The organism is Cobetia amphilecti (genome assembly GCF_020217465.1).
Taxonomy (GTDB): Bacteria; Pseudomonadota; Gammaproteobacteria; order Pseudomonadales; family Halomonadaceae; genus Cobetia; species Cobetia amphilecti.
The window spans coordinates 3,783,619-3,803,197 of record NZ_CP084115.1; the positions used below are offsets into that span (position 1 = coordinate 3,783,619).

Sequence of the window (19,579 nt, forward strand, 5' to 3'; positions counted from 1 at the left end):
GTGTGTGGTGCGTTTAACCGCCCACCAGCCCCCTTCACTGACGCCCGACAGGAATGTTGTCGGAACGTAACTTTTGACCTTCCTGGGCAGAAATACTGGCTGAAAACCGCGAAAAATAATCGGAATCAGCGCGGAGAAATACTCGCCAGATGACGTCCGACCGCGATCCAGGCCCCTATCCAGCCCAATATTGTACTCGAAAACAGCAGCGTGGCACCCCCTGCAACGCCCAGCGCGGGCAACACATAGTTGCCGCCATAACTTTGTACAAGGGCCGTCACGGGTGCCGCCAGCCAGTTGCCGCCAAGTGCCAGGATTCCGCAGGCCAGCAGCCCTCCTCCCAGACCGTACCAGGCACCGCTGTAGAGGAAGGGACGCCGCACGAAGGCGTGGGTCGCCCCGATCAGGGTCACGACCTCGATCTCCTGGCGGCGACTCTCCACGGACAGGCGGATGGTATTGCCCACCACCAGCAACACGCCCAGCCCGAAGAGTAACGCGAGTCCCAGCGTCACTTTCTGACCCAGCTCACCCAATTGGCGCAGACGCTCGAGCCAGGCCAGATCCAGACGTGCGCTGGCGACACCCGGCTCGCCCTCGAGGCGCGTGGCCAGGGCGCGGACGGACTCCGGCGTGGTGTCCAGCGGCGTGATGACGATGCTGGCCGGCAGGGGGTTGTCATCCAGCAGACTCAGCGAGCGCTTGAGGTCCAGCGCCTGGGCGAATTCCTGCATGCCCTCGGCGGCGGTGATCAGGCGCACTCCCCCGACACCGGCGGCATCGCGCAGCGAGTCCGACAGCGTCAGCGCCTGGCTCTCGTCGACCGAGGTCTCGAGATAGAGGGTGAGCTGGGCGCTGTCATTGAGCTCATTGTCGAGCAGGCGTGCGCTGTCCAGTGCCAGCCACAGCGCCGCCGGCAACGTCAGTGCGATGGCGATGGCCAGCATGGTCAGCAGGCTGGCGATGGGCGCGACCAGCAGGCGGCGTGCGCTGTCGCGCGCCATGGCAGCGTGATGACGCAGCCAGCTGCGGTAGCGGCTCTCGACCGAGACACGACTGGAGCGCGCACCCTTGCGCGCCGCACGCTCGGCGGCCTCCGGTGATTCAGGCGCCTGCGCGGCGGCCTTGCGGGTACGCGTCTCGGCGCGGGGCTGGCCACGCTCGCGTGAAGAAGAGGGAGACTCGTTGCGGGAACGCGGGGGGCTCATCGGGCATCCTTGTCGGCGATCAGACGACCATCGGACAGCTCCAGCGTGCGATGGTGCAGGCGGGCAATCAGCGCCAGATCGTGGCTGGCAATCATCACCGTGGTACCGATGCGATTGAAGTCCTCGAACAGACGCATGATGTCGGCGGACAGTGCCGGATCCAGATTGCCGGTCGGCTCATCAGCCAGCAGCAGCGCGGGCTTGTTGACCACGGCGCGCGCGATGCCGACCCGCTGCTGCTCACCACCGGACAGCTCGATCGGCAGCGCCTTCTCACGATGCAGAAGGCCGACCTTGTCGAGCGCCGCCCGCACCCGCCGCGCCTGTTCACGCGGCGGAACCCCCTGGATCATCAGCGGCAGGGCCACGTTGTGGAAGATGTTGCGGTCGGTCAGCAGCTGGTGGTCCTGGAAGACCACGCCGATCTGGCGGCGGTAATACGGCACCTGGGAGGTATGCAGTCGCCCGATATCGTGCCCCGCCACCAGAATGCGCCCACGCGAGGGGCGCTCGAGGAGCATGATCAGCTTGAGCAACGAGCTCTTGCCGGCACCGGAATGGCCTGTCAGAAAGACCATCTCGCCACGCTCGACCCTGAAGTCGAGCCCGGCCAGTGCATCGAAGCGCCCTCCATAGCGCTTGCCGACATGCTCGAAGGCAATCATGCCTCGCGCGACTCGGCGTTGGCCTCTTCGCTTGCCTCATCGCCAGCACGTGCAAACAGGGCACTGACGAAGTCATCAGCCGCGAAGGGACGCAGGTCATCGACACCTTCCCCGACACCGATATAGCGGATCGGCAGATTGAGCTGCTTGGCCAGCGCGAAGATGATGCCGCCCTTGGCGGTCCCATCCAGCTTGGTCAGCGTAAGGCCCGTGATGTTGACCGCTTCATGGAAGGTGGAGGCCTGTGACAGCGCGTTCTGGCCGGTACCGGCATCCAGCACCAGCATCACCTCGTGGGGCGCGGACACATCCAGCTTGGCCATCACGCGCTGCACCTTCTTGAGCTCTTCCATCAGGTGGCTCTTGTTGTGCAGGCGGCCCGCGGTATCGGCGATCAGGATATCGACGTTACGCGCCTTGGCGGCTTCCAGGGCGTCATAGATGACCGAGGCACTGTCGGCGCCGGTATGCTGAGCGATGACCGGCACCTTGTTGCGCTCGCCCCACACCTTGAGCTGCTCCACCGCCGCGGCGCGGAAGGTATCGCCCGCCGCCAGCATCACGCTGCGGCCCTGGCTCTGATAGCGCTTGGCCAGCTTGCCGATGGTGGTGGTCTTGCCGACGCCGTTGACGCCGATCATCAGGATCACGAAGGGACCGCTGCCCTTGGGCGGCAGCTCCAGGTCCTTGGCGACCGGCGCCAGCATCACGCGCAGCTCTTCCTGCAGCGCTTCGTAGAGCGCCTGCGGCTCCTTCAATTCCTTGCGCGAGATACGCGCGGTCAGGTTGTCGATGATCTCGGTGGTCGCCTCGATGCCCACGTCTGCCATCAGCAGCTGGGTCTCGAGGTCTTCCATCAGCTCGTCATCGATCTGCTTCTTGCCGAGGAACAGGCTGGCGACGCCCTCGGTCAGATTGGCGCGTGTCTTGCCAAGACCTGCCTTGATGCGCGCGAAGAAGCCACGACGCGGCTTTTCCCGACCATCGCGGGCCGTATCACGCGCAGCGTCATCCTCGACCACGACGTCTGCGCCAGCGGCGGCAGCCTCGGCGGCACGTGCTTCTTCTTCCTGGCGAGCCTGTTCCAGCGCGGCCTGCTCTTCGGCCTCGATGGCGGCCAGCTGCGCGGCGGCCTGACGCTCTTCTTCCTCGCGAGCCGCGATACGCGCCTCTTCGGCACGCGCTTCACTGGCGGCTTCTTCCGCACGGGCCTGAGCGGCCTGTTCGGCAGCGATGCGCTCGGCCTCTGCCTGGGCGGCCTGCTCGGCAGCCAGACGTTCCGCCTCTTCCCGGGCGGCCTTTTCGGCGGCGACGCGTTCTGCAGCGGCCTGCTCCTGGGCGATGCGCTCCGCTTCGTCTCGGGCGGCCTGTTCCTGAGCGGCCTGCTCCTGCGCTGCGCGTTCCTGCGCGATGCGCTCGGCTTCGGCCTTGGCGGCCTGATCGGCAGCCGCCTGTTCAGAGGCGCGGCGCTCGGCTTCAGCTTCGGCCTTCTGCTCTTCGAGCTTCTGAGCCTCGGCCTGCTGCTCTTCGGCCTTCTGAGCCTCGACCCGAGCCGCCTCTTCACCGGCAAGGCGCTCTGCCTCTACCTTCTCGGCCTCGAGACGCTTCGCCTCGAGCCGCGCTGCCTGCTCGGCATCGGCTTGCTCGTGGGGCGTGGCGTCTTGTGTCTGTTCAAGAGCCTGTTGCTCGAGGGCCTGCTGCTCGGAGGCTTTCTGCTCCTGAGCCTTGTGTTTCTTGCGCTTGAAAAAACCGAACATGGCGAGACAGTCCTGAACTCGTGAAAGTGGCGTCATCCTACCATCCCTTCGGGGCTGAAGGTACGCACCGCGCGGCATCCGGCGTCGCACATGCTAGACTCGCGGCATGAAAAAACGCGCATCCTCCCAAGGCCCCGCACGGGGCAAATCCAACGCGCCCTCGCGCGCTGACAAACAGAGCGGCAAGCGTGGCCAGGCCGCCGGCGGGCCAGGTCGCCTGCGCATCATCGGCGGGCGCTTCAAGCGCCGCCTGCTCAACGTGATCGACGCACCGGGCCTGCGCCCGACGCCCGACCGCGTGCGTGAGACGCTCTACAACTGGCTGGGCTTTCATGTCGGCGGCGCCCGCGTGCTTGACCTCTATGCCGGCAGCGGCGCGCTGGGCCTCGAGGCGCTGTCGCGTGAGGCGGCGCATGTCACCTTCGTGGAGCGCGACAGCCGCGTCGCGCGTGCGCTCGAGGCCAATCTCGCGACCCTCGCCAACGGCGACAGCCTGCCAACACAGGTGGTGACCGGCGATGTCCTGCACTGGCTCGAGACGGCCGCTCCCGCCGCGGGCGGCATGGACCTGGTGCTGCTCGACCCGCCCTTCCGGCTCGAGCTGGCCGCCGCGAGCTGCGCACTGCTCGAAGCGCATGGCTGGCTGAGCGATGACGCCATGATCTATCTGGAAGTGGAATCCGGTCTCGACCCCGTGGTGCCCGCCAACTGGCAGCTGCACCGGGAAAGCCGTGCCGGCGACAGTCATGGCCGCCTGTATCGGCGCCATCCGCCCGCCTGAGCCACCTTCCCACTTGTGTCGACTCAGGCGGCGTCGTAGTCTGCCTGCAGGCGGGTATCGCTGCGCCATCCGGCAAGGATTCCCGACATGGCCGATATTCATCGCACCAGCATTTACCGCATACCTTTACCGCCCTCAACGAACCCCCTCGGGCCACGACCGTGACTCGACAAGGAGATAGCATGAGCACCGAACTCTTTACCCAACTTGAGCAGAAAGTCGGCCAGGCCATCGACAGCATCGAGATGCTGAAGATGGAAGTCGAAGAGCTGAAGGAAGAGAACCAGCGCCTGACCGAAGCCAAGACAGGCCAGGGCGAAGAGCTGGAGCAGCTGCGCCAGACCAACACTCAACTGCAGGAAGAGCGTGACCAGTGGGCACAGCGTCTGGAAGCGCTGGTCGCTCGCTTCAGCGAGACCGAGAGCGAAACCCAGAGCGCCTGATGCTCCCGCGCGTCCTGCGCGCTGGGCCGCGTGAACATGCACTCTTGAACACTGGCTCTTGAACAGGAGCGCTTGAACAAGAGTTCATGAGCAGGGCCTCATGAAAACGCCGCCGACAGGAGACTGTCGGCGGCGTTTTCGTGTCGGCACCAGCACCAGAGCGATGCCGGAGCCCAAGACAGAAGGGCCAGGATCACACCAGCGGCAGCGACATGAGCCAGGCATCTTCTCGCCCGCCATCCGCCAGCGGATAGTAGCCCTTGCGCACTCCATCCCGGGTGAAACCGGCTTTCGCATAGAGGGCTGCGGCGGCGGCATTGCTGGCGCGCACCTCCAGCAGCAGACGCTCAAGTCCCGAGTCACGTTGCCAGTCACGCGCCTGCGCGATGGCGGCGGCCAAAAGGCGTGCACCGACGCCCTGCCCGCGCTGCGCGGCGTGCACGGTGATCGCCTCGATCTCGGCCTCGAAGGGCCCGCGCGCCAGCACCACGAAGCCGATCAGTTCTGCAGTCGACGCCTCACCGCCCGACGATTCACAGGCCTGCCACCAGGCGCCCAGCACGCAGCGCGCGTCATCGTTGAGCACCTCGATCAGCTGTGACTGGCTCAGGCCATGTGCCTGGCTGGCCTCGATGGCCTCAAGCGCCAGCAGAGTCGCTTGATCATCGGCCAGCTCACGCAGCTCGAGGCGCCGGGCAGCTGACTCGCTCATGAGGCGTCCGTCTGCGGCGATGCCGACTGCCACTCGCGCCCCCAGCGGATCAACAGCGGCCACAGTTTGCGCTTGGCGTCACTGGAGCGCGCCAGCGCCGACAGCGCCGGTCCCTGCCAGACCGGCAGGCTCAGCAGACTGGAGGTCGCCTCGCCGCGCTGGGAAGCGGTGATACCGAGCACCTCGCGCAGCGTCTCGCTGGCCTCATCGCTGCCGAAGATCAACAGCCGCTCCGGCTGCCAACCACGACGCGCCGGGCCACTCAGGAAGGCATGCAATCCTTCGCGGGCTTCCTCGAGTGGCGCACTGGCCTTGAGGTTGGGCAACAACGGCCAGCGGAAATGGCTGAAGGAAAGCCCTGATGCCGCCTCGATACCGGCGGCGCGCCACAACGCCTTGAGCAAGGCTTCCCCTTCCAGATGCGGTGCCTCGTCACCGGGCAGCATGATCAACCAGCGCCCTTCCAGCGCCGCCAGCTGAACGCTGAAGCGCAGTGGCGGCTTGTCTGCTGCTGGCGGCGTCACTGCCTCATCTGCTGCCGGTGCCTCGGCCGAGACCTGCGTCGGCGGCGTCCCCCAAGAGGCCGTGCTGCTGGTCTCGGCAGCGCCGGGCGTCGGCGAGGCAGCCGCAGCGGGGGCTTCGACCGCCGCCGGCGCCATGCCCAGCAAGGCGCGTGCACTCGAGGCCGGAGAAGGCCCTGGCGGGCGTGGCGTCGCGCTGCCGGCCATGCCGCCAGCCTGAGTGGAGGAGCCATGGCTGGCATCCGCCGTCTGGTGGGCAGCAGGCGGACGCGGCGTCTCATCGATCAGCGCGTGCAGGCGCGCCTGAGGCGCGACCGCCTCCGCCGCTTGCGGCTCGGGCCAGTCACACGCCTGGGTGGGCAAGGCATTGGGCAGCTGATAGCGACCGACCCAGGCGGTCAGTCCCATCGCGTCCAGATATTGCAGGCGTTGTGGTTCAGGGGTCATGGTCAGTGCTTGCCGCCGCCCAGACAGTTGGGGGAATCCGGAATCTCGCCGCCGCGTGCCGCCCACTCCTGCGCGGTGTACAGGTGCAGCGCCAGTGCGTGCACCGGGCCATCCAGCTCTTCGCTGAGCAAGGCATACAGCTGCTGGTGACGCTTGACCCGCGACAGGCCGCTGAAGCGATCGCTGACCAGCGTGACCTTAAAGTGGGTCTCGGAGTTGGCCGGCACGCTATGCATATGGCTCTCGTTGACGACTTCGACCATCAACGGGTCAAGCGTCGCGAGCTTGGTGTCTATCTGGGTCTGGATGCTCATGCGCAATCTCCTTGAAGGGGGGAAGCCGCACGACGGACATGCGGAAAAATGAGGGTGACGATGCGATCGCCACAACGCAAATGGCCTCGGGCATTTTGCCCGAGGCCATTGTAGCGTCTGTCGCCATCACTGACAGTCATTGCTGACGGCGCTTGCTGGCGGCTCTTGCGGAAAGTACGGCGACGGCGTTCATCACGCGTCTGGCAATCGGCGCGATCACACCGGAGATTCAGTCCAGATCGGCCAGCAGCTCGTCATCGACTTCGCTGACTTCCAGCGGTGCCTCGTCGTCCAGGTCGACCGCCAGATAGCTGTGCTCGACAGTCAGGAAGCGCTCGAAGAGTGCCTTGTCCATCGGCTCCGGCCAATGACGGGTATCTTCTTCCCAGGCGCGCAGCTCGCTTTCCAGCACGTCCAGCCAGCGCTCGGAGACGAAGCCATCCAGCGCCTCACGCGTGTCCATCTCGGGAATCAGGTAGACGGTGCTCTCCTGATTGACATCCTCCAGCGCCAGATCCTCGCCTCCCTCGCCTTCGGATTCCAGCGAGTTGATCCAGTCGACAAACGCCTGGGTCGGCTTGACGCTCAGGGCGGAACGGTTAAGCAGCTTCATTCTGCACTCTCCAGGACATTCAGGGACAATTCCGAGACAGGACACACCGTGGATGGCAGCGCCGCTCATAAAGCAGGCACGCGATGCGGGTGAGCCTCGAGGCGTCCAGCGCGTTACCCTGGCAGTGCCAGGGCGCCAGCAGACTGGACGCCGACCATTATGGCCGCTCGCGGGCAACAAAGCCAAGCGCCACCTTGCCTCATCGGCACCGATCATGCCCCGCGAGGCACTCGTCGTCAGTCATTCGTGTGAGCCAGAGACCACAACGCCCCCGATCAGGGATCGGAGGCGTTGTGGGTGCCCTCAGCGTGGCCCGTCACGATGGCGCGTCATTATGCGCCATCGTGACGGGCTGGCGGCCGACTGCTCAGCCCTGCTGCGGACGCATCGCCGGGAACAGCAGCACGTCGCGGATGGAGGCGCTGTCGGTCAGCAGCATCACCAGACGGTCGATGCCGATGCCTTCACCGGCGGTCGGCGGCATGCCGTATTCCAGCGCGCGCACGTAGTCGGCGTCGTAGAACATGGCCTCATCATCACCGGCGTCCTTCTCGGCCACCTGGGCCTGGAAGCGCTCGGCCTGATCTTCGGCGTCGTTGAGCTCCGAGAAGCCATTGGCGATCTCGCGGCCACCGACGAAGAACTCGAAGCGATCGGTCACGTGCGGGTTGGCATCGTTGCGACGCGCCAGCGGGCTGACTTCGGCCGGATATTCGGTGATGAAGGTCGGCTGGTCGAGACGGTGCTCGGCGACTTCCTCGAAGATCTCGGTCTCGAGCTTGCCCAGCCCCCAGATCGGCTTGACCTGGATACCGAGACGCTCGGCCGTGGCGCGCGCGGCGTCGTAATCGGCCAGGTCGGCTTCGGTGATGCCATCGCCGTACTTGATGATCGACTCGCGCATGGTCATCTGGATGAACGGCTGGCTCAGGTCGTACTCGCTGCCCTGACAGGTGATCTGCGTGGTGCCGAGCACTTCCTGGGCCGCGGTGCGGATCATGTCTTCGGTGAGCGCGATCAGGTCACGGTAGTCCGCGTAGGCCCAGTAGAACTCGAGCATGGTGAACTCGGGGTTGTGACGCGTCGACAGCCCTTCGTTGCGGAAGTTGCGGTTGATCTCGAACACGCGCTCGAAGCCACCCACCACCAGACGCTTGAGGTACAGCTCCGGCGCGATGCGCAGGTACATTTCCATGTCCAGCGCATTGTGGTGCGTGATGAACGGACGCGCGGTCGCGCCACCCGGAATCTGCTGCAGCATCGGCGTCTCGACTTCCATGAAGCCGCGCTCGCTGAGGAAGCGACGGATGGAGGCGACGATGCCGGCACGCAGCGCGAAGGTGCGGCGTGACTGCTCGTTCATGATCAGGTCGACATAACGCTGGCGATAGCGCATTTCCTGATCGGACAGACCGTGGAACTTGTCCGGCAGCGGGCGCAGGTTCTTGGTCATCAGCTGGGCGCTTTCGATCATGACGTACAGATCGCCCTTGCCGGATTTGTGCACCGGACCACTGGCACCGACGATGTCACCGATATCCCAGCTCTTGATGTCCTCGAGCAGCGCTTCCGGCAGGCCCTTCTTGTCGACGTAGAGCTGAATCTGGCCGGAGACTTCCTGCAGCACGATGAAGGGGCCACGTTTGCGCATGATACGCCCGGCGACGGCGGCCTTGCGGTCCAGCGTCTCCAGCTCGGCCTTGTCCTTCTCGCCCAGCTCTTCCATCAGGTCAGCGGCGAGGCTGTCACGACGGAAATCATTCGGGAAGGCACTCTTGCCTTCGGCGGCGGCCTGCTCGCGGCGGGCGTTCAGCTTGGCGCGACGTTCGGCGATCAGGCGGTTCTCTTCCTGAGCCTGTTCGGCGGCCTGCTGCTCATCAATGGCGGGGGTCTGCTCTGTCGACATGGAGGGGCCTGTCTCGTGTCAAAGGGTCATGGCCTGGGCCACGACAGATCATGGTCAGCCTGACGATTGTGACCATCAGGGCTGACCGCGATACGGGGATTCGTGGCCTCCGCCGGCGATACCGGCGGAGGCGAATAGGCGCTGGGCCGCGAGGGTACTCGCGCTCAGAGCCCCATCTTGAGGCTGGCGACGATGAAGTCATCGAGGTCGCCGTCGAGCACCTTGTCACAGTTGCTCGACTGGACGCTGGTCCGCAGGTCCTTGATGCGCTGGTCATCGAGGACGTAGGAGCGGATCTGGCTGCCCCAGCCGATATCGGACTTGGAGTCCTCGAGTTCCTGCTTGGCGGCGTTGCGCTTCTGCATCTCGGCTTCGTAGATACGCGCCTTCAGCATCTTCATGGCGCGGTCACGGTTGGAGTGCTGGCTTCGCTCGGTCTGGCAGGCCGCCACGATGCCTGTCGGCACGTGGGTGATACGTACCGCGGAATCGGTGGTGTTGACGTGCTGACCACCGGCGCCGGAGGAGCGATAGGTATCGGTGCGCAGGTCGGCCGGGTTGATGTCGATCTCGATGTTGTCATCGATTTCCGGCGACACGAACACGGACGCGAACGAGGTGTGACGACGGCCGCCGGAGTCGAAGGGACTCTTGCGGACCAGACGGTGCACGCCAAGTTCGGTGCGCAGCCAACCGAAGGCGTAATCGCCCTCGACGTGGATGGTCGCGGACTTGATACCGGCGACTTCACCGGCGCTCGCCTCGACGATCTCGGTCTTGAAACCGTGATGCTCGGCCCAGCGCAGGTACATGCGCAGCAACATGTTGCCCCAATCCTGCGCTTCGGTACCGCCGGAGCCTGCCTGGATGTCGAGGTAGGCGTTGTTGGCGTCCATCTCACCCGAGAACATGCGGCGGAACTCGAGCTTCTCGAGACTGGCCTTGAGCTGGTCCAGCTCGCGGACGACTTCGTCCACGGTGCCTTCGTCCTCTTCCTCGACCGCCATTTCCAGCAGGTCGGAGCAGTCGGACAGACCGTTGCTCATGTCGTCGAGGGTCTTGACGACCAGCTCCAGCGACGCACGTTCCTTGCCGAGCTTCTGCGCGTAGTCCGGGTCATTCCAGACATCCGGATTCTCGAGCTCGCGAGTGACTTCCTCTAGCCGATCCTGCTTTTCGGCATAGTCAAAGGTACCCCCTCAGGACTTCTGCCCTTTCGGACAGGTCCTTGATGAGGTTGGTGATCGGATTGATCTCTTGCATGGTCGTCCTGTCTTGAGGCGATGATGCGTGAATGGGTGCGCGGCGATCCTGTCGCAAGCGACGGGCTCCGCCACATGCCACCCGAGGGTGCATGTGCAGATCGACAGCGCGCAAAGCCCGATATTGTAGCCATTTCCCGGCGTGGCGACCATGCCCGGCCCATCATCCGTGGCCAGCGGGCAAGCGGCGGCTCTCGGCTGCCAGGCATGCCGCCCATCAGCGGGCAGGCGACGAATACGACCAAAGTGATTCAAAGGCCCGTCAGCCCCGAATGGCCCGAGTTTCCACGCCTTGCATGACGTTTATCGAATGCATGCATAAGCCATCCATTTTTTAACATGGACAGCGGGCAGGAAAAGATTCGATGGTAGAAGGCGACACTCGTATTACCCCTAACAACAATAGCGAGCCTCCCTATCATGGCACGACTGTACTCCCCCTCTCACACCCCGGTGCTCCCCGGACGCTTCGCGCTCAAACGCCTGGCAGGTTCTCTGCTGCTGGCCGGGGGCATCGTTGCCTCCCAGGGCATCATGGCCGACACGCTCAAGCTGGCGATCATGGGTGAACCGGCCTCGCTGGACCCGCAGCAGATCTCCGGCACCTGGGAAAATGACGTGGTGGGCGACCTCTTCGAGGGCCTGGTCACCGAAGCCGCCGATGGCGAGCGCATCCCCGGCGCGGCCGAGTCGTGGCAGATTTCCGACGATGGCAAGACCTACACCTTCACGCTGCGCGAGGACGGCAAGTGGTCAGACGGTGAGCCGGTGACCGCCGAGGACTTCGTGTACGCGCTCAAGCGCATCATGACGCCGGAAAATGCCTCGGATTACGCCTACATCCTGTATCCGATCAAGAACGCCAAGGCCATCAACAGCGGCGAGGCCGAGCCGGACACCCTCGGCGTGCGTGCCGTGGATGATCATACCCTCGAGATCACCCTCGAGCGCCCGACGCCCTACTTCCTGGATCAGCTGTCGCACTACACCGCCTACCCGCTGCCGAAACATGTGGTGGAGAAGTACGGCAAAGACTGGACCGACCCCGGCAAGATGGTCTCCAACGGTGCCTTCGAGCTGAGCGAGTGGCAGCCGCAGACCCGCATCGTCGCGCTCAAGAACCCTGAGTTCCACGATGCCAATGAGGTCGCGCTGGATGAGGTGATCTACTACCCCATCGAGGAGCGCAACAGCGCCCTGAAGCGCTTCCGCGCCGGCGAGATCGACATCGCGCGCGAATTCCCGACCCAGCAATACGGCTGGCTGAAGGACAACCTGCCGGACGCCACCCACGTCGCGCCCTACCTGGGCATCTACTACTACGTGCTCAACTCGCGCGATGGTCATGCCACGGCAGACCCGCGCGTGCGCGAGGCGCTCAACCTCTCCATCCGCCGCAACATCATCACCGACAAGATTCTCGGTACCGGCGAAGTGCCGGCCTACAGCTTCGTGCCCACCGGGGTGAACCACTACGACATCCAGGAGATGGCCTTCAAGGACATGTCGATGGATGAGCGCATGCAGAAGGCCAGGTCTCTGATGGAAGACGCCGGTTATGGCCCGGACAATCCGCTGGAGCTGACCCTGCGCTACAACACCAGCGAAGACCACAAGAAGGTGGCCATTGCCGCCGCCGCGATGTGGAAGCCATTGGGTGTGAAGGTCAATCTGTTGAACGCCGAAGTCGCGGTGCACTACGAGGACATGCGCCAGGGCAAGTTCGACGTCGGTCGCGCCGGCTGGATCGGTGACTACAACGACGCCCAGAACTTCCTCAACCTGCTGGAAAGCGGCGTGCCCAACAATTACGGCGCCTATTCCAACAAGGCGCTGGATGACGACATGCAGAAGGCCGCCAATACGCTCGACATGAAGGATCGCGAGGCACTGATGCAGGACGCCGAGCGCAAGGCGCTGGATGACTACGCCGTGCTGCCGATCTACTACTACGTGTCGCGCAATCTGGTGAACCCCAGGCTCAGCGGCTGGAAGAACAACATCGAGGATACCCACCGCTCGCGCTGGGTCTCGTTCTCCGAGTGAGGCGAGCCCTGTGAGCCTCTGACCCGGCTCGCCGCTCTCTAGATCGTCATGGGTCCACGCTCGTGCCTGGCAGGGCAGGAGCGTGGCATCTGCCAAGGATGGCACCAGAAGATGACGTCGCGCCCCACGGGCGTGACAAGGAGTTCATGCATGTCCCCCACCTCACCGATGCAATGCGCGGCAAGCCTCAGCGCAGGCCTGCTGCTGTCCGCTCTTTCCCTCTCCCTTGGCGCTTCCGGCTGCGCCATGGCCGCAGAATCTTCAAGCCAGAGCGAGCAGATCCTGCGTATCGCCAATGGCGCCGAACCCGGCTCGCTGGACCCGCAACAGACCAACGGCACCTGGGAGACACGCATCACGCGTGATCTGTTCGAGCCGCTGATCGCCTACTCCGCCAATGGCGAGCTGATTCCCGGGCTGGCAGAGCGCTGGGAGTCGTCCGCCGATGGGCTGAGCTGGACCTTTCATCTGCGCGAGGGGCTCGAATGGTCAGACGGCACGCCGCTGACCGCCGAGGATGCCGTCTTCGCGCTGCGCCGCCTGCTGACACCCGCCACCGCGGCCCACAACGCCACGCTCTACTACCCGATCGTCAATGCCCGAGCGGTGAATACCGGTGCGCTGGCGCCGGAGCAACTCGGCGTGGCCGCGCCCGATGCGCAGACGCTCACCATCACTCTCAGCCACCCTTCGGCGACGCTGGAGCAGACGCTGGCGATGAGCGAAGCCGCCCCGCTGCCACGCCATGTGATCGCGGCCAAGGGCGCTGACTGGACGCGGCCGGCCAACATGGCCACCTCGGGTGCCTTCGTGCTCAAGACCTGGTCGCCCCAGGCCGAGATTCGCCTGACGCCCAATCCGCGCTATCACGCGGCGGACACGGTCGCGCTCGATGAGGTGGTCTACCTGCCCATCGAAGAGAGTCATGCCGCGCTCAATCGCTTCCGCGCCGGCGAGGTCGAGATCGCCTACGGTGTGCCCGCCAGCCATTACGCCTGGATCCAGGACAATCTGGCCGCTGCCCTGCAGACCTACCCGATCCTCGGCGAGTACTTCTATGTCTTCAATCTGCGCGAGGGCTCGCCGGTGGCCGACCAGCGCATTCGTCGCGCGCTGAATCTGGCCACGCGCCGTGAGGTGATCACCGAGCGCATTCTCGGCATGGGCCAGATTCCCTCCTGGCACTTCGTGCCGAAGGCATTGGGTGAGCATCAGGGCGCGCGCTTCGACTTCGCTGACTGGTCGATGGACAGGCGCATGGCGAAGGCGCGTGAGCTGATGGACGACGCGGGCTACGGCCCGGATACCCCGCTTGAGCTGACCCTGCGCTACAACACCCTGGAAGACCACAAGAAGATCGCCGTGGCCCTGGGCGCGATGTGGAAACCGCTGGGCGTGAAGGTGACGCTGACCAACACCGAGGCCGCGGTGCATTACCGCGATCTGGCGCTGGGCGATTTCGAGGTCGGCCGTTACGGCATGATCGCCACCATCGCCGATGCCTACGACTTCCTGAACGCCTTCAGCAGCGACAACACCTCCAACGCGCCCGGGCTCAGCTCACCGACCTACGATGCGCTGATCGAGGCGGCGGCGCGTGAAGGAGACGTCGGCACCCGCCAGCGCCAGCTCCACGATGCCGAGCAGTATCTGCTCGACAACGATGTGGTGCTGCCGCTCTACGACTATGTCACCTCCAGCCTGGTCGACCCCGCCATCAGCGGCTGGGCGCCCAATGCGCTGGACGTGCACCCGAGTCGCTATCTGCAGCTCGATACCTCGCACTGACAGACGACAGTCACCAATAACAACGACACACCCGGGCAGCGGCCCGGACGGAGCACTGGATGCTGAGCTACACCCTCAAACGGTTGCTGCAGGCGATTCCCACCCTGCTGATCGTGATCACCCTGTCGTTCTTCCTGATGCGGGTCGCCCCGGGCGGCCCCTTCGATGGCGAGCGCCGCCTGCCCCCGGAAATCGAGCAGAACCTGCGCGCGGCCTATCACCTGGATGAGCCATTGCCGATGCAGTATCTGCGCTATCTGGGCGATCTGGTGCAGGGCGATCTCGGTCCGTCCTTCAAGTACAAGGACTTCGATGTCAGCGAGCTGATCAGCCAGGGCTTCCCGGCCAGTCTGGAGCTGGGGATGTGGGCGATTCTGGCCGCGCTGCTGATCGGTGTGCCGCTGGGGGTGATCGCGGCCATCCGGCGCAACTCGACGGCGGATTACGTGGTGATGAGTACTGCGCTGGCGGGGATCGCGGTGCCCAATTTCGTGATCGCCCCGCTGCTGGCGCTGGTGTTCGGCGTGCTGCTCGGCTGGTTGCCGGCCGGCGGTTGGAACGGTGGCGCCTGGCAGAACCTGCTGCTGCCGGTGGTGGCGCTCTCCATCCAGCAGATCGCCTACATCGCCCGCATGATGCGCGCCAGCATGATCGAGGTGCTCGGCAGTCACTACATCCGCACCGCCCGCGCCAAGGGGCTGAGCGAGTGGAAGGTGATTCTGCGCCATGCATTGCGACCGGCGATGCTGCCGGTGGTCTCGTATCTCGGCCCGGCCATCGCCGGCATCATCACCGGCTCGGTGGTGATCGAGCAGATCTTCGGCATTCCCGGCATCGGGCGCTATTTCGTGCAGGGTGCGCTCAATCGTGACTACACCCTGGTGATGGGTACGGTGGTCTTCTATGGCGCCTTGATCCTGCTGCTCAACCTGATCGTCGATCTGCTCTACAGCATGCTCGACCCGCAGATCCGCTACGACGACTGACCCGAGGCCCTGACATGTCACAGACAACTCCCGCTCCCCACGGCACCGGCGGTGCCAGCGCCTTCGACGGCCAGCCCCCTGCCGCGCCGGCAGGCGACAGCCTGACCCGCGACGCCTGGCGTCGTCTCAAGCAGAACCGCGCTGCCATGTGCAGCCTGGTGGTGATGGCCGTCATCGTGCTGGCCTGCCTGATCGGCCCATGGCTGACGCCCTTCGAACTCGATGAAGTCGACTGGAACGCCATCGGCACCGGTCCGGACCTGGCCTCCGGGCACGTCTTCGGCACCGACGTCAACGGCCGCGACCTGCTGACCCGCACCCTGCATGGCGGCCAGATCTCGCTGTCGGTGGCGCTGGTCGCCACCTTCGTCAGCCTGGTGATCGGCGTGCTCTACGGTGCCGTCTCCGGCTACTTCGGCGGACGCACCGACAACCTGATGATGCGCTTCGTCGACATCATGTATTCGCTGCCGTTCATGTTCCTGGTGATCCTGCTGATGGTGGTGTTCGGTCGCAACATCTTCCTGATCTACGCCGCCATCGGCGCGGTGGAGTGGCTGGACATGTCGCGCATCGTGCGCGGCCAGGTGCTGGCGCTCAAGAAGCGTGAATTCGTCGAGGCGGCGCATGCACTCGGCGTGCGTGACCTGCAGGTAGTCACCCGCCACCTGATTCCCAATGCGCTGGGGCCGGTGATCGTCTACGTCACGCTGACGGTGCCCAAGGTCATCCTGCTGGAAAGCTTCCTGTCGTTCCTCGGCCTCGGCGTGCAGGAACCGCTGACCTCATGGGGCGTGTTGATCTCCGAAGGCAAGGACATGATGGAGACCGCCCCCTGGATGCTGCTGGTGCCCTCGGCCTTCCTCGCCGCGACCCTGTTCTGCCTCAACTTCCTCGGCGATGGGCTGCGTGATGCCCTCGACCCCAAGACTCGCTGAACCGGAGCGCTGATCATGACTTCTTCACCCTCTACCTCCGGCACCTCCTCCAGCCTGCCGCCAGCACGCAACGCCGCCGACCAGGCGCGCGCCGACACCCTGACTCGCCTGGGGCTGGCCGCCGAGGCGCCGGGCACGCCGCCGCTGATGGAGATCAATGACCTCAAGGTCGACTTCCAGCTGCCGGATGGCGCGGTACCCGCCGTCAAGGGCGTCAGCTTCACTCTCAACAAGGGCGAGACGCTGGCGCTGGTCGGCGAGTCCGGCTCCGGCAAGTCGGTCACGTCCACCGCCATTCTGCGCCTGCTGCCGGAACTCGCCGAGATCAAGGGCGCCATCCGCCTGCGCGGCGAAGACCTGCTGAGTGCCTCGACGCGGCGCATGCGCGAGCTGCGCGGCAACCGCATCGCCACCGTCTTCCAGGAGCCGATGACCTCGCTCAACCCGCTGCACCGCATCGGGCGCCAGATCATCGAGGTACTGGCACTGCATCGTGACCTCAAGGGCCGCGCGGCCCGCCACAAGGCGCTGGAACTGCTCGAGCAGGTCGGCATTCCGGAGCCGGCGCGACGTATCGACAGCTATCCCCATGAGCTGTCCGGTGGCCAGCGTCAGCGCGTGATGATCGCCATCGCGCTGGCCTGCGAGCCGGACCTGCTGATCGCCGATGAGCCGACCACCGCGCTGGATGTCACGGTGCAGGCGCAGATCCTGCGGCTGCTCAAGTCGCTGCAGCAGCGCTACGGCATGGCGATCCTGTTCATCACCCACGACCTGAGCATCGTGCGCCACTTCGCGGACCGCGTCTGCGTGATGCGTCACGGCGAGCTGCTGGAAACCGGCGCCACCCACGACGTCTTCGAGAGCCCGCAGCACGCCTACACCCGCATGCTGATCGATGCCGAACCGGCCGGCGAGAAGGCGCCGGTGGCCGCGGATGCACCGGTGCTGCTGTCGGCGCGCGATGTGCGTGTCAGTTTCACCATCAAGCGTCCGCTGTTCGGGCCCAAGGTCGCCTTCGAGGCGGTGCGCGGCATCGATCTCGAGGTGCGACGCGGCCAGACCATCGGCATCGTCGGCGAGTCCGGCTCCGGCAAGTCGACGCTGGGGCGCGCCCTGCTGCGCCTGCTCAAGAGCCAGGGCCAGATCAGCTTCGATGGTGTCGATATCATGCCGCTGGACAAGTCGGGCATGCGCCCCTTGCGCTCGCGCATGCAGGTCGTCTTCCAGGACCCCTTCGGCTCCCTGTCGCCGCGCCTGACCGTGGGCGAGATCATCAGCGAAGGCCTGCGCGTGCATCACCCCGAGCTCAATCGCGCCCAGCGCGATGCGCGGGTCTGCGACGCCCTGAGCGAGGTCAGCCTCGACCCCGGCATGCGCAATCGCTATCCGCATGAGTTCTCCGGCGGTCAGCGCCAGCGCATCGCCATCGCCCGCGCCCTGGTGCTCAAACCGGAATTCCTGCTGCTGGACGAGCCGACTTCGGCGCTGGACCGCTCGGTACAGGTCACGGTCATCGACCTGCTGCGCGACCTGCAGGCGCGCCACGGCCTGACCTATCTGTTCATCAGCCATGACCTGGCGGTAGTCCGCGCGCTGTCAGACCACCTCATCGTGATGAAGGAAGGCGAGGTGGTGGAAAGCGGCAGTACCCACGCCATCTTCGAGGCACCCCGTGAGCGTTATACGCGTGAATTGATGCAGGCCGCCTTCGCCCCGGACCTGGGTCAGACGCACCACTGACACCCTGAAAAGACGACATGCCTGATGGGCGCTGCGGCGCCCATCAAGACCCCGCTTTGCCCGGGAAATGGCGCAGGGCCTCATCACTGCCTGTCTGAAGGGTGGCGATGAGCGCTCGGCCTCGCCCCGGGCAAGGGCAGCCGAGTCGCTCACACGAATCGACATTGGCTGCCAACCGGGTGCTTGCACCCGACCGAGGCCGGAGCAGGATGCTCCGGCATGACCCACACCGATGGAAAGACATGCACAGGATGACGATGCAACCTACAACAACAGCCAGCATCCCCCTCCACACTCACTCACGACTGCGTCACGCGATTGGCGCAGCCCTGCTCGGCACGGGACTGCTGAGCATGAGCCCCATGGCCCAGGCCATCGAGGTCTACAAGACGGATACCGACCGCGTCGAGTTCAGTGGCCGCCTGGCGGCGTTTGCGGTGATCCAGGATGGCGCACACGATGAGATCTACAACGGCGGCTCGCGGGTGCGCCTGATCCACGAGCATCAGTTCGAGCAGGGCTGGAGCTCCATCATCCGCGCCGAATGGGGCTTCGATCCCTGGTTCAAGGACGGCACCGATGCTCACTACAAGCGCATGCTCTATGCCGGAGCGGCCCACGAGAAATGGGGCAGCTTCACGGTCGGCAAGCAGTATGGCCCCTGGTACGACATGGTGGCCGTCAACACCGACTGGTTCTGGATCAATGGTGGCGAGGCGTCCGGCACCTTCGAAGGCCGCAGCGGTGACGGCGGCCTGCATGGCACGGGGCGGCCGGACAACTCGCTCTACTGGAAGAAGGGCTTCGACGATGTCACTGTCGGCCTGCTCTACCAGCTCGGCCATGATGGCCAGCACAGCAACGAGACCTCACTCTTCGAGGATGGCGTCTTCACCACCGAGACCGAGTATTCGGGGTATGAGCGTGACTACAGCTATGAGGCCGCGCTCAACTGGCACCCGAACGAGGACTTCACGGTGGGCGGCGTCTTCCACCATACGGAGCTGAGCGACTACGAGAGCGGCAACAGCGAGAACGGCGATATCGATGCCTGGCTGCTCGGCGGTCACTGGTCACCGGGCAACTGGTACATCGCCCTCGTCGGCGGGGAGTATCGCAACCACATCGCCGGCAGCACCCTGGACTCCTCGGAAGATTTCGTCGACAAGGCGCGCGGCGCGGAATTCGTGGTCAACTACAAGTTCAAGGAGGTCATCTGGGGCGATGACAGTGTCGAGCTCTACGGTGGCTTGAATCACCTGGAGGACGCCGACAGCGAAGCACGCTACGCCTATCAGATTCTGGGCGCGGCCTGGCGGGTCAAGGACCTGACGCTGGCCACCGAGTATCGCTTCGACAACAGCCGCCTGTCAGACGGCAGCGAGTACAGCGCCGACCGCGACCAGCTGATGTTCCTGGCGCGTTATGACTTCTGATCGTCATGTCAGA

17 protein-coding genes are annotated in these 19,579 nt (G+C 65.0%); 8 read left to right on the plus strand and 9 right to left on the minus strand.

What is annotated here, in order from left to right; translation table 11 throughout:
* Positions 1-125: 125 nt before the first annotated feature.
* From ftsX to ftsY, 3 genes are read right to left on the minus strand one after another with little or no spacing between them, the layout of a single operon-like run.
* Positions 126-1,208, minus strand: coding sequence for a permease-like cell division protein FtsX (gene ftsX / locus LCW13_RS15755; protein ID WP_225347357.1), 1,083 nt, complete (start codon positions 1,206-1,208; stop codon positions 126-128).
* Complete coding sequence (gene ftsE / locus LCW13_RS15760) at positions 1,205-1,873, minus strand: cell division ATP-binding protein FtsE (protein WP_043336289.1); 669 nt, start codon at positions 1,871-1,873, stop codon at positions 1,205-1,207. The genes ftsX and ftsE overlap by 4 nt, the downstream gene beginning before the upstream one ends.
* On the minus strand, positions 1,870-3,285 hold the full coding sequence (ftsY, locus tag LCW13_RS15765; protein ID WP_404813692.1) for a signal recognition particle-docking protein FtsY: 1,416 nt from the start codon (positions 3,283-3,285) through the stop codon (positions 1,870-1,872). Before ftsY ends, ftsE begins: the two co-directional genes overlap by 4 nt.
* A 451-nt stretch (positions 3,286-3,736) precedes the next feature.
* Between ftsY and rsmD the strand changes: the two genes are divergently transcribed.
* A complete protein-coding gene (gene rsmD / locus LCW13_RS15770) occupies positions 3,737-4,411 on the plus strand; it encodes a 16S rRNA (guanine(966)-N(2))-methyltransferase RsmD (RefSeq protein WP_225347359.1) in 675 nt (224 codons plus the stop codon).
* A gap of 182 nt (positions 4,412-4,593) precedes the next feature.
* Positions 4,594-4,854, plus strand: coding sequence for a cell division protein ZapB (zapB, locus tag LCW13_RS15775; RefSeq protein WP_225347360.1), 261 nt, complete (start codon positions 4,594-4,596; stop codon positions 4,852-4,854).
* 193 nt (positions 4,855-5,047) lie between these two features.
* Here zapB and LCW13_RS15780 read toward each other — a convergent pair whose 3' ends face one another.
* From LCW13_RS15780 to prfB, 6 genes are all read right to left on the minus strand, one after another.
* Positions 5,048-5,566 (minus strand): GNAT family N-acetyltransferase, encoded by a 519-nt coding sequence (locus tag LCW13_RS15780; RefSeq protein WP_225347361.1) that lies wholly within the window; start codon positions 5,564-5,566, stop codon positions 5,048-5,050.
* Complete coding sequence (locus tag LCW13_RS15785; RefSeq protein ID WP_225347362.1) at positions 5,563-6,534, minus strand: hypothetical protein; 972 nt, start codon at positions 6,532-6,534, stop codon at positions 5,563-5,565. Before LCW13_RS15785 ends, LCW13_RS15780 begins: the two co-directional genes overlap by 4 nt.
* A gap of 2 nt (positions 6,535-6,536) precedes the next feature.
* Positions 6,537-6,848, minus strand: a complete 312-nt coding sequence (locus LCW13_RS15790; RefSeq protein ID WP_043336297.1) for a BolA family protein — start codon at positions 6,846-6,848, stop codon at positions 6,537-6,539.
* 229 nt (positions 6,849-7,077) lie between these two features.
* On the minus strand, positions 7,078-7,461 hold the full coding sequence (locus LCW13_RS15795) for a hypothetical protein (protein ID WP_043336300.1): 384 nt from the start codon (positions 7,459-7,461) through the stop codon (positions 7,078-7,080).
* Between the two features lie 367 nt (positions 7,462-7,828).
* On the minus strand, positions 7,829-9,367 hold the full coding sequence (gene lysS, locus LCW13_RS15800) for a lysine--tRNA ligase (RefSeq protein WP_043336301.1): 1,539 nt from the start codon (positions 9,365-9,367) through the stop codon (positions 7,829-7,831).
* Between the two features lie 164 nt (positions 9,368-9,531).
* Positions 9,532-10,630, minus strand: a protein-coding gene (gene prfB, locus LCW13_RS15805; RefSeq protein ID WP_107335890.1) for a peptide chain release factor 2 whose coding sequence is annotated in 2 segments (ribosomal slippage) — positions 9,532-10,554 and positions 10,556-10,630 — 1,098 coding nt in all. Because the reading frame shifts where the segments join, the coding sequence is not laid out codon by codon here.
* A 419-nt stretch (positions 10,631-11,049) separates the two neighbouring features.
* Between prfB and LCW13_RS15810 the strand changes: the two genes are divergently transcribed.
* The 6 genes from LCW13_RS15810 to LCW13_RS15835 all read left to right on the plus strand — a co-directional run bounded on the left by LCW13_RS15810 (position 11,050) and on the right by LCW13_RS15835 (position 19,566).
* The gene (locus LCW13_RS15810) at positions 11,050-12,675 is read left to right on the plus strand and encodes a peptide ABC transporter substrate-binding protein (RefSeq protein ID WP_225347363.1); all 1,626 of its coding nucleotides are present in this window, start codon (positions 11,050-11,052) and stop codon (positions 12,673-12,675) included.
* A 150-nt stretch (positions 12,676-12,825) separates the two neighbouring features.
* A complete protein-coding gene (locus LCW13_RS15815; RefSeq protein ID WP_225347364.1) occupies positions 12,826-14,463 on the plus strand; it encodes a peptide ABC transporter substrate-binding protein in 1,638 nt (545 codons plus the stop codon).
* A gap of 59 nt (positions 14,464-14,522) precedes the next feature.
* A complete protein-coding gene (gene oppB / locus LCW13_RS15820; RefSeq protein WP_043337152.1) occupies positions 14,523-15,449 on the plus strand; it encodes an oligopeptide ABC transporter permease OppB in 927 nt (308 codons plus the stop codon).
* A gap of 14 nt (positions 15,450-15,463) precedes the next feature.
* Complete coding sequence (locus tag LCW13_RS15825; protein ID WP_107335886.1) at positions 15,464-16,387, plus strand: ABC transporter permease; 924 nt, start codon at positions 15,464-15,466, stop codon at positions 16,385-16,387.
* A gap of 147 nt (positions 16,388-16,534) precedes the next feature.
* Positions 16,535-18,130, plus strand: a complete 1,596-nt coding sequence (locus LCW13_RS15830; protein WP_225348186.1) for an ABC transporter ATP-binding protein — start codon at positions 16,535-16,537, stop codon at positions 18,128-18,130.
* Positions 18,131-18,483: 353 nt separating this feature from the next.
* A complete protein-coding gene (locus LCW13_RS15835) occupies positions 18,484-19,566 on the plus strand; it encodes a porin (protein WP_225347365.1) in 1,083 nt (360 codons plus the stop codon).
* Positions 19,567-19,579: the final 13 nt, after the last annotated feature.

Coding starts and splice junctions, on each gene's coding strand:
- ftsX (WP_225347357.1), bottom strand. CDS start 1,208: ATGAGCCCCCCGCGTTCCCGCAACGAGTCTCCCTCTTCTTCACGCGAG.
- ftsE (WP_043336289.1), bottom strand. CDS start 1,873: ATGATTGCCTTCGAGCATGTCGGCAAGCGCTATGGAGGGCGCTTCGAT.
- rsmD (WP_225347359.1), top strand. CDS start 3,737: ATGAAAAAACGCGCATCCTCCCAAGGCCCCGCACGGGGCAAATCCAAC.
- zapB (WP_225347360.1), top strand. CDS start 4,594: ATGAGCACCGAACTCTTTACCCAACTTGAGCAGAAAGTCGGCCAGGCC.
- LCW13_RS15780 (WP_225347361.1), bottom strand. CDS start 5,566: ATGAGCGAGTCAGCTGCCCGGCGCCTCGAGCTGCGTGAGCTGGCCGAT.
- LCW13_RS15785 (WP_225347362.1), bottom strand. CDS start 6,534: ATGACCCCTGAACCACAACGCCTGCAATATCTGGACGCGATGGGACTG.
- LCW13_RS15790 (WP_043336297.1), bottom strand. CDS start 6,848: ATGAGCATCCAGACCCAGATAGACACCAAGCTCGCGACGCTTGACCCG.
- LCW13_RS15795 (WP_043336300.1), bottom strand. CDS start 7,461: ATGAAGCTGCTTAACCGTTCCGCCCTGAGCGTCAAGCCGACCCAGGCG.
- lysS (WP_043336301.1), bottom strand. CDS start 9,367: ATGTCGACAGAGCAGACCCCCGCCATTGATGAGCAGCAGGCCGCCGAA.
- LCW13_RS15810 (WP_225347363.1), top strand. CDS start 11,050: ATGGCACGACTGTACTCCCCCTCTCACACCCCGGTGCTCCCCGGACGC.
- LCW13_RS15815 (WP_225347364.1), top strand. CDS start 12,826: ATGTCCCCCACCTCACCGATGCAATGCGCGGCAAGCCTCAGCGCAGGC.
- oppB (WP_043337152.1), top strand. CDS start 14,523: ATGCTGAGCTACACCCTCAAACGGTTGCTGCAGGCGATTCCCACCCTG.
- LCW13_RS15825 (WP_107335886.1), top strand. CDS start 15,464: ATGTCACAGACAACTCCCGCTCCCCACGGCACCGGCGGTGCCAGCGCC.
- LCW13_RS15830 (WP_225348186.1), top strand. CDS start 16,535: ATGGAGATCAATGACCTCAAGGTCGACTTCCAGCTGCCGGATGGCGCG.
- LCW13_RS15835 (WP_225347365.1), top strand. CDS start 18,484: ATGAGCCCCATGGCCCAGGCCATCGAGGTCTACAAGACGGATACCGAC.